General features: G+C 63.6%; 12 protein-coding genes. 6 read left to right on the forward strand and 6 right to left on the reverse strand.

The genetic code is table 11. From position 1 onward, the window contains the following. Window positions 1–196 precede the first annotated feature (196 nt). Both K6I40_RS19195 and K6I40_RS19200 read right to left on the reverse strand, forming a co-directional pair. Window positions 197–1,156 (reverse strand): S26 family signal peptidase, encoded by a 960-nt coding sequence (locus tag K6I40_RS19195; protein WP_222915499.1) that lies wholly within the window; start codon window positions 1,154–1,156, stop codon window positions 197–199. A 67-nt stretch (window positions 1,157–1,223) separates the two neighbouring features. Further along, window positions 1,224–2,171 carry a S26 family signal peptidase gene (locus K6I40_RS19200; RefSeq protein ID WP_222915501.1) on the reverse strand — a complete coding sequence of 316 codons (948 nt, stop codon included), beginning with the start codon at window positions 2,169–2,171 and terminating at the stop codon, window positions 1,224–1,226. A 157-nt stretch (window positions 2,172–2,328) separates the two neighbouring features. Between K6I40_RS19200 and K6I40_RS19205 the strand changes: the two genes are divergently transcribed. Beyond that, complete coding sequence (locus K6I40_RS19205; RefSeq protein WP_222915503.1) at window positions 2,329–3,909, forward strand: DNA-directed DNA polymerase II small subunit; 1,581 nt, start codon at window positions 2,329–2,331, stop codon at window positions 3,907–3,909. A 227-nt stretch (window positions 3,910–4,136) separates the two neighbouring features. On the opposite strand, the gene K6I40_RS19210 is transcribed toward K6I40_RS19205, so the two are convergent. Both K6I40_RS19210 and K6I40_RS19215 read right to left on the reverse strand, forming a co-directional pair. After that, complete coding sequence (locus K6I40_RS19210; RefSeq protein ID WP_222915505.1) at window positions 4,137–5,819, reverse strand: AMP-binding protein; 1,683 nt, start codon at window positions 5,817–5,819, stop codon at window positions 4,137–4,139. A gap of 91 nt (window positions 5,820–5,910) precedes the next feature. Continuing rightward, window positions 5,911–6,537, reverse strand: a complete 627-nt coding sequence (locus tag K6I40_RS19215) for a TetR/AcrR family transcriptional regulator (protein ID WP_222915507.1) — start codon at window positions 6,535–6,537, stop codon at window positions 5,911–5,913. A gap of 63 nt (window positions 6,538–6,600) precedes the next feature. Between K6I40_RS19215 and K6I40_RS19220 the strand changes: the two genes are divergently transcribed. After that, on the forward strand, window positions 6,601–7,620 hold the full coding sequence (locus K6I40_RS19220) for an ATP-binding cassette domain-containing protein (RefSeq protein WP_222920409.1): 1,020 nt from the start codon (window positions 6,601–6,603) through the stop codon (window positions 7,618–7,620). Further along, entirely contained in the window at window positions 7,617–8,534 is a 918-nt protein-coding gene (locus K6I40_RS19225) for an ABC transporter permease (RefSeq protein WP_222915509.1), read from the forward strand. Before K6I40_RS19220 ends, K6I40_RS19225 begins: the two co-directional genes overlap by 4 nt. Window positions 8,535–8,600: 66 nt before the next feature. On the opposite strand, the gene K6I40_RS19230 is transcribed toward K6I40_RS19225, so the two are convergent. Together K6I40_RS19230 and K6I40_RS19235 are read right to left on the reverse strand one after the other, a co-directional pair. After that, complete coding sequence (locus K6I40_RS19230; RefSeq protein ID WP_222915511.1) at window positions 8,601–9,035, reverse strand: hypothetical protein; 435 nt, start codon at window positions 9,033–9,035, stop codon at window positions 8,601–8,603. A gap of 241 nt (window positions 9,036–9,276) precedes the next feature. Then, window positions 9,277–9,714, reverse strand: a complete 438-nt coding sequence (locus K6I40_RS19235; RefSeq protein ID WP_222915513.1) for a hypothetical protein — start codon at window positions 9,712–9,714, stop codon at window positions 9,277–9,279. A gap of 219 nt (window positions 9,715–9,933) precedes the next feature. Between K6I40_RS19235 and K6I40_RS19240 the strand changes: the two genes are divergently transcribed. From K6I40_RS19240 to K6I40_RS19250, 3 genes are all read left to right on the forward strand, one after another. Next, entirely contained in the window at window positions 9,934–11,112 is a 1,179-nt protein-coding gene (locus K6I40_RS19240) for an aspartate kinase (protein ID WP_222915515.1), read from the forward strand. 178 nt (window positions 11,113–11,290) lie between these two features. Further along, the gene (locus tag K6I40_RS19245) at window positions 11,291–11,896 is read left to right on the forward strand and encodes a hypothetical protein (protein WP_222915517.1); all 606 of its coding nucleotides are present in this window, start codon (window positions 11,291–11,293) and stop codon (window positions 11,894–11,896) included. Between the two features lie 172 nt (window positions 11,897–12,068). Then, a complete protein-coding gene (locus K6I40_RS19250) occupies window positions 12,069–13,448 on the forward strand; it encodes a tryptophanase (protein WP_222915519.1) in 1,380 nt (459 codons plus the stop codon). Window positions 13,449–13,456: the final 8 nt, after the last annotated feature.

Consider the following 13,456-nt stretch of genomic DNA (forward strand, 5'->3'; position numbering starts at 1 on the left):
GCCTCGCTTTTCGGAACGATTCGTCGGGACCGTTCGTCCGATTCGGCTTGTCGGCTTCCCAGCGTCGCGTTCGGACCCCCTTGTTTCGACTCGAGTCCGCTTGCAGATCGCGAAAGAGCTACGAGATGCGAACACTCTGCGTCTCGAGTCGCGACGGATATCCGAGGAGAGAGGAATGCAGCGGTTGATTCAGGATTCAGTTTCGATACCGGCCAATCGCGACCGTGGCCCCGGCTCCGGCACTGGCGATACCGACGATGCCGGCGAGCTCACCGTCCAGTCCGGGACCAGCGGTGTCTGGACCGGCGGGCGTCGGTGTCGTTGCCGGTGTCGGTCCCTGCAGCGACGCGCTCGAGGGTGACGTCGGAGCGAGCATCCCGCCGAGGATCTTGTCGAATGTCAGGCGCACGTGGCCGAGCCACGGGATCCGGAACATGGCTTTGCCCGTGACCCACTCGGGTTTGACGATGTCGCTAATGCCGTTTCCGTACTGATCGTATCCGCCGTTGGCGTCTCCCTTCGTAACGAACCCGGCGTGCTCTGCGGGACAGGTCGCGACCTCGTTGCAGGTCGCGTCGCCGACGATTTCCTCGCTGGCTTTGGTATCGACCCAGTGTTCACCTTCTTCGACCCAGAAGTGGGCGCGATGGATCACCGGTGTTTCCGCTGGATTGCCGTTTGGTCGGTAGATTATCACGTCGCCGGGATTGCCGAACTTCTCGTAGCTGCTCTCCTGGCCGTTCTCGAGAGTGACGACACCGGTTCCGGCGACGGCGTTGTCACCGGCGAATCGGCCCTCGTCTGCGACGAAGATCAGATCTCCTTTGTGCATGTTCGGTTCCATGCTGCCGCTCTCGACGGCGACGAGTGGGGGCCAGATACCGCTGACGCCGAACAGGAGGAGGCCAACGACGGCGACGATGGCGACGCTACTCAGGATATCCCGCGCCACCATGACGGTCTCGTCGTCGGTTCTGAGGAACCAGCGGAGGACCCCGTCGTCGTCGATCGTCACGCCGTCGGCGTCGGAATCGGGGGCGTCCCGGGATGGTGTCTCGGATGCAGGCGGCGTTCGTGAACTGCCGGCGCTTCGATCCTGCGTACGATCGTCGTCGCCGGAATCGTCCGGGGGTTTCCCGGCGCTAGAACCGCTCATCGTCACTCATTTTGCCGGGCCGCGCAATCAACTTTCTGTTCGCTGGGGAGCGTTCTCTCCGATCGTCTCACGGGCCGCGTTCCCCGGCGGCCATTCCGAACAGCACGAGCGCGATTACGCCTGTCGCGACGAAGGTAACTGTCGGTCCCACCCCAGTCGCTGCGCCCGCCGAACCGACCGCCAGTCGAACCCCTCCGACCATCGGAGCCCGAATCATCGCTTTCCCGGTAACCCAGTTGGGGCTGACGATCGTCGTGTCCGCCCCCGAACGCGGCAGTTGGTCGTAGCCGGAATTGGCGTCGCCTTTCGTGACGAATCCGTCGTGGGGTGCCGGGCAGGTGACAATATCGTTGCAGGTCGCGCCATTCAGCGAACCGGGATCGGCTTTGGTCTCGACCCATCGTTCGCCTTTTTCGACCCAGAAGTGGGCCCGATGAATCGTCGGCGTCTTCGTCGGATCGCCGTTCGGCACGAAGACGATGACGTCGCCGGAACTGGCGAATTTCTCGTGGCCGCTTGCTCGCCCGCTTTCGAGGGTGGCGATGCCGGTTTCGGCGACGGCATTCTCGCCGGCGAACCGATCGTCATCGACGACGAAGACGAGGTCCCCCTCCCGGATGTTCGGCTCCATGCTACCGCTCTCGACGGCGACGAACGGCGGCCACGTCCCGCTGACGCCGAATAGGAGGAGTCCGACGACTGTGATGACTCCGAGACACATCACGGTATCTCGACACGCAGTGACTCGCCAGTCGTCGGTCTCGAGCAGCCAGCGGCCGACGCCGTCCTCGATCGCCGGCTCACCGTCGTTGCGGGTTGCGCGCTTGTGATCGTCACCGCTCACTCGGTCTCGCGTTCCGGGGTTAGATGCCCGGTCGTCACGTTCGGGCACGCGGTCACGCGATTCGGGCGCGCGGCTCCCGGGTTCGTCTCGCCGAGACGGCTCCGGCCCCGAGCGTTCGTCGCGGGTTCCAGATCGGTTGTCGTCCTGCTCGCCGCCGTCAGGACCGTCCATTGGGGATCGGTTTCTCCGTCCTCGGTATCAACTTTCCGGCGCACCTTGAGTTTGTGACAGGGAGTTCGCGATCCCTGTCGATTCCACCACCGTGGAACCGCCCGTCGCGAACGGGGGATCCGCTACCCTTTTGCCCTCGCTCACGAATGCGAGAGGTGTGCCACTCGAGGCCTCCGCTCGGATCGTCGGCGAACTCACGAGCCGCGGGTACAACGCTGAACGCGAGGCGGTGACGCGGCTCGCCGCGGCCGAGGACCCGACTGCGGCGCTCGAGCGCGTCCTCGAGAAAATTTCCGACGACACGCTGGTCGTCCGTACCGAACACGTGGAGACGGCTTTACCGATGGCCGATACGGGTTCGACGGGGGCCGGGACTGTCCCTGTCGCTGCCACTGGGGACGAGCCCTCGCCGGCCGACTCAACCTCCTCTGTTTCGACTGGAGCCGAGATGTCACAGGAAGGCAAACCGGCTGGCCGATCTCCAGTTGAAGCGGGGGGGTCTTCATCAGCCGACCGGTCCGCTGATCCCGCCCAGCGATCGCTCGAGATCGTCGGGGATATGACGGGCCAGAGTACGGGGACGGGCGAGTACAGCGATTTCGTCTCCGTCTTCCGCGATCGGCTCGATCGACTGGGAGCGAAACTGCGGAGCCGGATCAATCACCGCCCGGCGACGGCTATCCAAGACATGCCGGGCGGCAGCGAGGTGGCGATGGTCGGACTGGTCAACGATATCCGATCGACCGCCAGTGGTCACTGGCTGATCGAACTCGAGGACGCGACTGGAACCTTCCCCTGGCTGGTGATGAAAGACAGGGACTATGCCGACCTGGTCGAGGAACTGCTCTGCGACGAGGTGCTGGCGATGGAGGGGACGCTGGCGGACGATTCGGGGATCGCATTCGTCGATTCGATGCATTTTCCGGACGTTCCCCGCACCCACGAGCCGTCAACGGCGGATCGCCACGTGCAGGCGGCGCTGATCAGCGACGTCCACGTCGGCAGTCAGGAGTTCATGGCCGACGCGTGGAACGCCTTCGCCGACTGGCTGCACACCCCGGAGGCCCAACACGTCGAGTACCTGCTGCTCGCGGGCGACATGGTCGAAGGCGTCGGCGTCTACCCCGATCAGGACGATGAACTCGACATCGTCGACATCTACGAGCAGTACGAGGCGTTCAGCGAGCACCTGAAGAAGATCCCCGGAGACATCGAGATCGTCATGATTCCGGGGAACCACGACGCGGTCCGCCTCGCCGAGCCCCAGCCCGGATTCGACGAGGAACTCCGGGAGATCATGTCCGCACATGACCCACAGATCGTGAGCAACCCGTCGATGGTGACTCTCGAGGGTGTCTCCGTCCTGATGTATCACGGCGTCTCACTGGACGAGGTCATCGCGGAACTCCCCGAGGCGAAGGCCAATTACGACGATCCCCACAAGGCGATGTACCACCTTCTCAAGAAGCGCCACGTCGCGCCGCAGTTCGGCGGCCATACTCGACTGGCTCCCGAGGAGAAGGACTACCTCATCATCGACGAGGTGCCTGACATCTTCCATACCGGTCACGTCCACAAGCTCGGCTTCGGCAAGTACCACGACGTGCTCGCGATCAACTCCGGCTGCTGGCAGGCCCAGACGGACTTCCAAAAGAGCGTCAACATCGATCCCGACGCCGGTTTCGCCCCCATCGTCGATCTGGATACGCTCGATGTAACGGTCCAGAAGTTCAGTTGAACGCCGCATCGATCGCTGACAGCGCTACTGCCAGTGACCGCGGTCGCGTCGGCGATCGATGACCGGGATGGTTCTCTCCTCTAGTACCAACTGAAACGATTTACACGCCGATCGCATAGTCCGCGGTTCTCGCTCACGTAGCTCGCTCCGAACCGCGCTACCGTCGTGCGATCGGATGTGCAGTGACTTTCAGTGACTACTATAACCAACAGGTGTGACGGCGGTCGTTACGATGCCTCACCGTCCGCCGCGGCGTCGTCTTGGAGTTCTGTCCGTCGAATTTTCCCGGTGACCGTTTTCGGGAGTTCCTCCCGGAACTCGATCTCGCGTGGGTACTCGTGGGCCGAGAGTTCGTCTCGCACGTGATCGCTGATCTCTTCCTCGAGCCCCTCGGACGGCGTTACCCCCTCGCTAGGGACGATATAGGCCTTCACGATGTTGCCTCGCTCCCGGTGGGGTTTTGGGACGACGGCGGCCTCGGCGACGGCCTCGTGTTCGCCCAGCGAACTCTCGACCTCGAAGGGACCGATCCGATAGCCCGAGGAGAGGATGACGTCGTCGGCGCGGCCCTCGAACCAGAAGTAGCTGTCCTCGTCCATGTGAGCCAGATCGCCCGAGAGATACCATTCACCTTCGGGACCGTCGACGAAGCAGTCCGCGGTCTGCTCGGGTTTCTCCCAGTATTCGGCGAAGAAGCAGGGGTAATCCCCGCGCTGGGCGATCTCCCCCGTCTCGCCGGGCTCGAGCACCTCGCCGGTCTCGGGGTCGACGACGGCGGCTTCGATCCCGGGAAGTGGCTTGCCCATCGAACCCGGTCGAACCGCCATCGTCGGGTAGTTGTTGATGATCATGTTCCCCGTCTCCGTCTGGCCGTAGGTATCGTGGACGGTGACGCCGAGTGTCTCCTCGCCCCACTCGACGACGCCAGCCGAGAGCGGTTCGCCGATCGAGAGGGCGTGGCGTAGGTCCAAGGAGACGTCATCGAGGACGTCCTCGTGTTCCCGGAGCATGCGGTAGGCCGTCGGCACGGAGAACAGGACGGTGATCGGATAGGTATCGAGGAGGTCGGCCCACGCCTCGGGGTCGAACTCGCCCTCATAGGTGAACAGCGCGGTTCCCCAGAACCAGGCACCGAGCGTGTTGATCGGTCCGGTCAGCCAGCCCAGATCTGCCGTCGACCAGTACAGATCGCCCTTCTGAAGGTCGACGGCGTACTTCTGGGTGGCCGCGACGCCAAGGACCCACCGGTGTTTGTGCAGGACACCCTTCGCCGGTCCGGTCGTCCCGCTGGTGTAGTACAGCAGTGCATCGTCCTCACCGCCAGTATCGGCCGACTCGTACTCACGACTCGCGGTCGCCATTTCGCTGCGGTAGCTGACGTCGCCGCGCTGGATTCCGGTTCCGTCGTCGCTGACGACAATGACGTGTTCGACGGAGGGCGCGTCCTCGAGCGCGTCGGTGACAGTGTTGCGATTCGAAGCGGTGGTGATGATTGCCTTCGCGTCGCAGTCGGAGAGCCGATACGAGATGCCGTCGGGACCGAACCGTTCGTTGATGCCGCCGAAGACAGCGCCGCGCTTGAGCGTCCCGATCAGTGCGACGTAGTGTTCGGGGATCCGCGGCATGTACGAGAAGACGCGGTCACCCTGCTCGATGCTGAGGTCCTCGAGGACGTTCGCGAACCGATTCGTCGCTTCGGCGAGTTCCCAGAAGGTCGTTGTGGTCAGTTCGCCGTCCTTGCTCACCTGATAGAGCGCAACTTTTTCCTTGTTCTTGGCGTGGCGGTCGCAGACCTCGTGGGCGATGTTCAGTTCCGCTGGCGCGTCCCAGCCGGCTGCCTCGTCGATGTCCTCCCACTTGAAGCCGTCCCGTTCCTGTTCGTAGTCGGGCATATTGTGGCTTGATACCATACCTCGGAACCCATCGCTTTCGGCAATAATTGCTACGGATGGTTACGGGCTCAAGAGGGACGATAAAAATTGACTGCAGTGTGGGCTCCCGTTATCGTCTATCCTCGTCGTCGACGACCAGCCGCATCCGGACGTATTCGGTGAGTTCGCGGCGCACGGCGTCAATCGGCTCGTCGTTCCCCGTCGTCACGCACTGTGACTGTGCCCCATCAATCGTCGCCGTAATGAACGCGGCCGTTCGCTCCGGATCGACCTCCCGAAAGACGCCCTGCTCGATCCCGTCGCGGACGACATTGGCGATGTGCTCGCGAAAGAACGCGTCGGTGTCCGCGAACTGCTTGCGATAGGCCTTATCGTACGGTGCCTGCCCGCGGAGCGCGGTCATCGCGCCGATGAAGGCCGCGTGTTCGTCGTCACTCGAGTCCGTCAGGGGATGGTCGACGAGCGTCAGTAACTGGTCGCGGGCGTCCTCGAAGTCGTCGTCGGTTGGCACGTCCGCCTTGAATCGCTCGAGGAGAAACTCGAGAAAGGCGACGAGCAAGTCGTCCTTGCCGTCGTAGTGCTGGTAGATGAGCGACTTGCTCTTGGGAAACTCGTCGCCGATGCGCTGGATCGTCAGTTCCGAGTAGCCGTGTTTCTGGAGCGCGTCGTAAGTCGCCCGCATCATCTCGGCGTGCGTGTCGTCCGATGAGGACTCGAAGGGGCCGGGTCCGTCCATATGAATGAATATTCATTCACAAGCTATATGCCTTCCCACTTCGTCCGACCAAGTGTGAGCGAGATGAACGCAATCGACGCCCGACACGTCGAACTGACGTACGCGGATGGGACGGAGGCCGTCACCGACCTCGTGCTCGAGATACCCGAGGGCGAGTTCTTCGGCTTTCTCGGCGCGAACGGTGCTGGGAAGACGACGACGATCAAGATTCTCGCGACGCTGCTGAAACCGACTGGTGGCACGGTCACGGTCAACGGCTACGATGTCGAGGCAGAGCCGCGCGAGGTCCGCGAGTCGATCGGCTACATGGCCCAAGAGACGAGCGTCGACCCCGAACTCACGGCCCGCGAGAACATCCGCTTCGCCTGCGAGGCCTACGGCGTTCCGGCCGCCGACCGCGCCGAGCGGATCGCCGACCTGCTCGAGCTCGTCGATTTGGTTGACGTCGCGGACAAACAGGCCAAGGACTTCTCCGGTGGGATGCAAAAGCGCCTCGACGCCGCGACCGCGCTGGTCCACGAACCGCCGATCGTCTTCCTCGACGAGCCGACCACCGGGCTCGACCCGAAGGCCCGTAACCGGCTCTGGGACTACTTCGAGCGCATCAACGACCGCGGGACGACGGTCTTCCTGACGACTCAGTACTTGGAGGAGGCCGACCAGCTCTGCGACCGGATCGGCGTCATTCGAAACGGCTCGATCGTCGCCTCCGGCTCGCCTGCCGAACTCAAGGATCGGGTCGGCGGTGCCGTCCTCGAGGTCGAAATCGCCGACCCCGACGCAGAGACCAGACAGCGGGCCAGACGAGTCGCCCTCGAGGCGGATCTATTCGACGAGACGTCGATCGAGGTCACCGATGAGGGGCTCAGCGTACGGTCGACGGCGGCCCGCCAGCGCGGTCCGGAACTGCTCGTCGCGCTGAAGGAGGCCGATGTGCCCGTCACCGGGTTCAACGTCCGCGATCCGACGCTCGACGACGTCTTCCTCGCGATCACTGGTGAGGGACTCGATGAGGAGGAGACGGTGACCGACCCAGCGTCCGGGACGGGCGACTCGGATACGACCGCGGAGGTGGGACGATGAGCGCTGACGCCGAGACCGAAACCGGGACCGACACGGGGATCGGACGAACGACCGCGGGCAATAGCTTCGTCGGAGACACGTGGATCAACCTGAAACGGTGGCTGATAAAGACCACTCGCAACCCGTTCGTGATGACCGTCTCGCTGCTGAACCCGATCATCTTTCTCGTCCTTTTCACGGAGGTGTTCGGCCAGATCACGTCGGGTGCGGTCAGCCAGAGCCTCGGTACGGAGGCGAGCTACGTGACCTTCCTGGTGCCAGCGATCGTGATCCAGACGGCATTGATCGCCGCGACGACCTCCGGGATCGGCCTCGTCGAGGACATCGAGAACGGGATGTTCGAGAAGGTCCTCGTCTCCCCGATGCACCGCGGGGCGATCTTTCTCGGGAAGTCACTCTCCGAGGTCATCCGCATTGTCGTCCAGATCACGATCATCCTCGTGCTCGGTTACATCCTCCTCTACCTAGATACGGGCGCGTCGATCGACGAGTACGTGGCCACGGGAGTGCTCGGCGCGTTCGGAATCGTCGCCGTCGCCATCGTGTTCTCGATCTGGTTCACCGCGCTCTCGAACGTCGTGGCACTGATCACCCGCGACCAAGAGTCGACCATCATTGCGGTCAACCTGCTGCAGTTCCCGCTGCTCTTCCTCTCAAGTGCCTTCCTCCCGATCGAAGTGCTCCCGGGGTGGGTCCAGACCGTCGCCGCGCTCAACCCGATCACCTACGGCGTCGACGCCGCCCGCGCCCTGATGTTCGGCCAGGACGTCATGACGGTGCTCGAGGTGTCGGCCTTCGGCGGCATGTGGAACACGCTCGTCCCTGCGCTGGTGGTGCTGGCGACGCTCGACATCGTTTTGGGGGCCGTCGCTGTGTATTTCCTCAACAGCGCCTCGAGTTCGGACGTGCAGTAAGTGTCGAATCGGCGCGATACCGCTCTCACCGTCATACGCAATCGAATGGCGACGTTGCGTTCGCGTTCACTCCTCGGTATTGCGTGCGAACCGGTAATCGAACGCCTCCCACAGTGTCCAGATTCGGACGTCGTACTCCGTCTCGTAGTGATCGACGACGTCTCGACCGAATCCTCTCTCTTCACCGCGCACTTTTCCGAGGTAGTCGACCTCCTCACCGTGTTTTCGATATCCCCAGGCAGCCCCGCTATCTGTCGTATCGTTCATCTGTGTGAGGACGACGAGCGTTGCACCGGGTATCGACCGAAGCAGGGCCGGGAGAAATGTTTCGTGTTCTCTGTCGTACGTCGATTCGATGTGGGCATAGATTCCGCCTCCGGGGTCCGTTTCCGTACCGTAGAGCGCCAGTATCGCGTTTGGATACCTATCCGGCCAGTTCGAACGGACCAAGTCTTCGGATAGGTCCCGTCCAAATATCGAGAGAACCGACTGCATTCCCATATCCTGTTTTCTGGCGCGGTTTTCTATAATATTTCCGACGAGAGCGTCCTCCACCGCTGTATTCGGCACGCAGTTCTCGTCAGGGACTGGAGCGGTTGTGACCCTCGTACGGACTGTGTACCGAACGCGGAAACGGACTCAAGGCGACGCCCGATACCGGCACGACGACCGACGAGACGGCGCTCAAGTCACGTCGGCTGACGCGACTGTGATTCCGGTCGCCGTCGATCAGAGCTCGAGTTTAGGGCTCGAGTCGAAACCGAACCGTCGGAGAGCCGTTGAACCGCGGGCCGCGGCCGCGTCGTTCGAAGCCGAGATCCTCGGCGGCCGTCTCGATGGAATCGGCATTCTGTGCCGACAGCACTTCGACGGCCATCGACTCGCGCTCAGCGAATCGGACGGGTTCGGCCAGTAGCCGTTTGCACGCCTCGCACGTTCCGTCGAGTTGGGTGACGTGGACGGTATCCTCGCGCGCATCGAAGCTAATGAATCCGAGCAGGTCCTCCGGATCGGAGCCACTGTACTGCGAGTCCGCCACGTCCGCGTTCGGATCATTGCTCCCATCCTCGGCGACGCGTACCGTTCGGTCGTGGACGAGATTGCGCATCACGTCCGTTGGAGAGTCGGCAATCGACGCGAGCGCGTCGGCGTCGGCCTCGAGTGCGTCCCGTACGTTCATCGACATATGGTAATGCGGTGCACGACAATAAATCCCTGTCGCGACTTGGCTTCCGAGCGGTCCGACACCCAGCGACTCGCCGCGCGCTCGAGGCGGATTCGCTCCCGCTGGGCGAACTGGTAAAAATGCAGACGATGGGACACAGTTATCTGCCCGCTCTGGTTACGGACCGAATATGAGTCACACTACCGTAACGCACGCGGCCCGTGAGGTGTCGGTATGCGCGTCGTAGCCAAGTTCGGCGGGACGAGTCTCGGAAGCGGGGATCGGATCAACCGCGCCGCAGATTCGATTGCTGCGGCCGTCGAGGACGGCCACGAGATCGCCGTTGTCGCCAGCGCGATGGGATCGACCACGGACGAACTGCTCGACGAGATCTCCTTCGAGACCGACGAGGCCGACCGCGCTCAGATCGTCAGCATGGGCGAGCGGACGTCGGTCCGCATGCTCAAGGCCGCACTGTCGGCTCGCGGCCTCGACTCGCTCTTCCTCGAGCCGGGCAGCGATCGATGGCCCGTCGTTACCGACGAGTACGGCGAGGTCAACGTCGAGGAGACCCAGAAACGCGCCAAAGAGGTCGCCGCGGATCTGGACGGCACGGTTCCGGTCATCACCGGCTTCCTCGCAGAGGGGCCGGACGGTTCGATCACGACGCTGGGTCGGGGCGGCAGCGACACCACGGCGGTCATGATGGGCAAGTACATGGACGCCGACGAGGTCGTCATCGTCACCGACGTCGAGGGCGTCATGACTGGCGACCCACACGTCGTCGAAGGGGCCCGCAACGTCGGCGAGATTTCGGTCGATGAACTCCGGAACCTCTCCTTCCGCGGGGCAGAGGTCGTCGCCCCCTCCGCGCTGTCGTACAAGGACGGGAACCTCGACGTTCGCGTCGTTCACTACCAGCACGGCGACCTCCTGTCGGGCGGGACGAGCATCGAAGGCGAGTTTAAGAACCTCGTCGACCTGCGCGAGCGGCCGCTGGCCTGCCTCACCGTCGCCGGCCGCGCGATCCGCAATCAGCCGGGCATCTTCAACCATCTCTCGGAATCCCTCGCCGAGAGCGACGTCAATATCGACGCCGTCGCGAGCGGGATGGACACCATCACGTTCTACATCGACGAGGAAGAGGCCGAACGCGCCGAGAACATCCTCCACCGCGAGGTCATCGCCCGCGACGAACTCTCGAGTGTCACTGTCGACTCACCGACCGCCGTCATCCGCGTGACCGGCGGCGAACTCCCCAACCAGCCGGGGATTATCAGCGAAATCGTCAACCCACTCGCCGAGTCCCGGATTCACCTCCAAGACATCATCACCAGCGCGACCAGCGTCGCCCTCTTCGTCAACTGGGACGACCGCGAGGAGACCCTCGAGTTGACCCAGGACCTGTTCTAGCTCGAGCGCCCCGTTCGATTCGTTTCGAGGATGCGCGGTAATCGATCCGTTTCGATCCGCCGAACTCGAACCGATCCCGATGGTAAGAGGCTGCTATTTCATAGTCACCGAAGTATTGAGTGGGTAATACAGCGGTAATGACATCGTAACGAAGGGGATGACCGGTGCAGACGGGAGTATGAGCACCGATCCGACAGCGACGGAGGTCTTCGAGGAGGTCGAGGCCGATCCGGACGCGATCCTCGCGGCGTTCGGCGTGGACTCCCCCGCCGACCTCGTCGACGCCGGTGGCGACCACGATCCGATGCCGGACGACGACACCGTTGACACGACGGCGACCGAACTGTTCGCCGACCTTGCGGACGTCGAGACGGCGGACGCGACCTCCATGGGCGCCGATTCCGACGAGACGTGCCAACCCGACGAGGCCGATGGCAGCGCCGCGACGCACGCGGACCTCGAGTTCGAATTTATCGGTGATTCGGACGTGATTGTCCGGGACGACGGCGACGTGATCGACGCCACGGCGGCGGAACTCGGTGCACTCACCGCGACCGACCCGACCGATCCCGTCTCCACTGAGTCGACTAACCCCGGCGACCCCGATGGCGACGTCGAACCCGCTGCGTCTCCCGATACCAGCTCGACCAATGGTGCCGCCTCGTCCGGTACGCTCACCATTCGCGAGAGCAACACCGACGATCTGGAACTCGTCGGTCCCGAGCCGACGCCGACGCGGATTACCGACGATACCTTCGGCAGTGACGGAATCGACGCTCACTGAGTCAGTGGACGCGATCGGATCCGACTGTACTGCTGCACCGTCGATCACGTCCGCGACGAGCCCGCCGATTCCGTCCATCGATGCGCCGATCCGTCCGGAGAGGGGCGTCTCGAGCCATCGACGGTCAGAAGCCGTCAACTAGACTGAACACGCGGCGCGGCGTCGAGCCAGTATGGTCGCCTACAAATCGAAAGTAGTCGAGCGAATTCGCCTCCCCTCGAGAGAGCAGCGAGCACAAGCACTGGAAGAGGCCGGGTACAACGTGTTTAATCTCGATGCAGACGATGTCTTCATCGACCTCTTGACGGACAGCGGGACGGGCGCGATGAGCGACGACCAGTGGGCCGCGCTGCTTCAGGGGGATGAGGCGTACGCCGGCTCGTCGAGCTTCGACCGCCTCGAGTCCGCGGTCGCGGACGTGATGGGGTTCGAACACGTGGTGCCGGCCCATCAGGGCCGCGGCGCTGAGAACGTTCTCTACGGCACCTTGCTCTCCGAGGGCGATGTCGCGCTCAACAACACCCATTTCGATACGACGCGAGCGCACGTCTCGAATCAGGGTGCCGATCCGGTCGACTGTCCCGTGTCGGGCGCTCACGACCCAGAGACGACCGAGCCATTCAAGGGCGATTTTTCGCTCGAGCAGGCCCGTGCGGTCGTCGACGAAGTTGGGGCGGAGCGCGTCCCGCTGGTGATCCTGACGATCACGAACAACTCGACGGCGGGCCAGCCGGTCAGCGTCGAGAACACCCGTCGCGTTCGGGCGTTCGCCGACGAGATCGACGCCACGTTCGTGATCGATGCCTGTCGGTTCGCGGAGAACGCCTCCTTCGTGACCCGGCGCGAAGACGAGTTCGCGGACGCGACGGTCGCCGAGGTGGCACGCGAGCAGCTCGGCTACGCCGACGCGCTCGTCATGAGCGGCAAGAAAGACGGGTTAGCGAACGTCGGCGGCTTCGTCGCGACCGACGACGAGGCCCTCTTCGAGCGGTGTAAACAGCGCGCGATCCTCTACGAGGGGTTTCCCACGTACGGCGGTATGGCCGGTCGAGACGTCGCCGCGATGGCGGTCGGCCTGCGAGAGGCCGTCGAGGAGTCGTACATCGAGGATCGGATCGAACAGGTCCGTGAGTTCGGCGCGATGCTCGAGGAGGCCGGTATCCCGGTATACACGCCGATCGGCGGACACGCGGTCTACCTCGACGCGGGGGCGATGTTTCCGGAGATTCCGGCCGACGAATTTCCGGGACAGGTGCTGGTCTGCGAACTGTATCGAGAAGGCGGCGTCAGAGGCGTCGAACTCGGGAGCTTCGCGTTCCCCGAGTCCGACCGGCCGGAACTGGTTCGACTCGCGGTCCCGCGCCGGACCTACCACCGGGAGCACTTCGAGCACGTCGTCGAGACGGCCGAAGCCGTCCTCGAGAAGCGCCACGAGGTGTCCGGCCTCGAGATCGTTTCCGAGCCCGCGGTCCCGGAGCTGCGTCACTTTTCGGCGACGCTCGAGCCGCTTTCGACCGAGGTTGCGACCGCTGCTGACGGAGGATCCGAGTGAGAGAAGGG

Source organism: Natrinema sp. SYSU A 869, from assembly GCF_019879105.1.
GTDB lineage: Archaea > Halobacteriota > Halobacteria > Halobacteriales > Natrialbaceae > Natrinema.

What these genes read in the sequence shown, in the direction of transcription:
- K6I40_RS19195 (WP_222915499.1), bottom strand. Translation starts at nt 1,156, where the DNA reads ATGAGCGGTTCTAGCGCCGGGAAACCCCCGGACGATTCCGGCGACGAC.
- K6I40_RS19200 (WP_222915501.1), bottom strand. Translation starts at nt 2,171, where the DNA reads ATGGACGGTCCTGACGGCGGCGAGCAGGACGACAACCGATCTGGAACC.
- K6I40_RS19210 (WP_222915505.1), bottom strand. Translation starts at nt 5,819, where the DNA reads ATGGTATCAAGCCACAATATGCCCGACTACGAACAGGAACGGGACGGC.
- K6I40_RS19215 (WP_222915507.1), bottom strand. Translation starts at nt 6,537, where the DNA reads ATGGACGGACCCGGCCCCTTCGAGTCCTCATCGGACGACACGCACGCC.
- K6I40_RS19220 (WP_222920409.1), top strand. Translation starts at nt 6,601, where the DNA reads ATGAACGCAATCGACGCCCGACACGTCGAACTGACGTACGCGGATGGG.
- K6I40_RS19225 (WP_222915509.1), top strand. Translation starts at nt 7,617, where the DNA reads ATGAGCGCTGACGCCGAGACCGAAACCGGGACCGACACGGGGATCGGA.
- K6I40_RS19230 (WP_222915511.1), bottom strand. Translation starts at nt 9,035, where the DNA reads ATGGGAATGCAGTCGGTTCTCTCGATATTTGGACGGGACCTATCCGAA.
- K6I40_RS19235 (WP_222915513.1), bottom strand. Translation starts at nt 9,714, where the DNA reads ATGAACGTACGGGACGCACTCGAGGCCGACGCCGACGCGCTCGCGTCG.
- K6I40_RS19240 (WP_222915515.1), top strand. Translation starts at nt 9,934, where the DNA reads ATGCGCGTCGTAGCCAAGTTCGGCGGGACGAGTCTCGGAAGCGGGGAT.
- K6I40_RS19245 (WP_222915517.1), top strand. Translation starts at nt 11,291, where the DNA reads ATGAGCACCGATCCGACAGCGACGGAGGTCTTCGAGGAGGTCGAGGCC.
- K6I40_RS19250 (WP_222915519.1), top strand. Translation starts at nt 12,069, where the DNA reads ATGGTCGCCTACAAATCGAAAGTAGTCGAGCGAATTCGCCTCCCCTCG.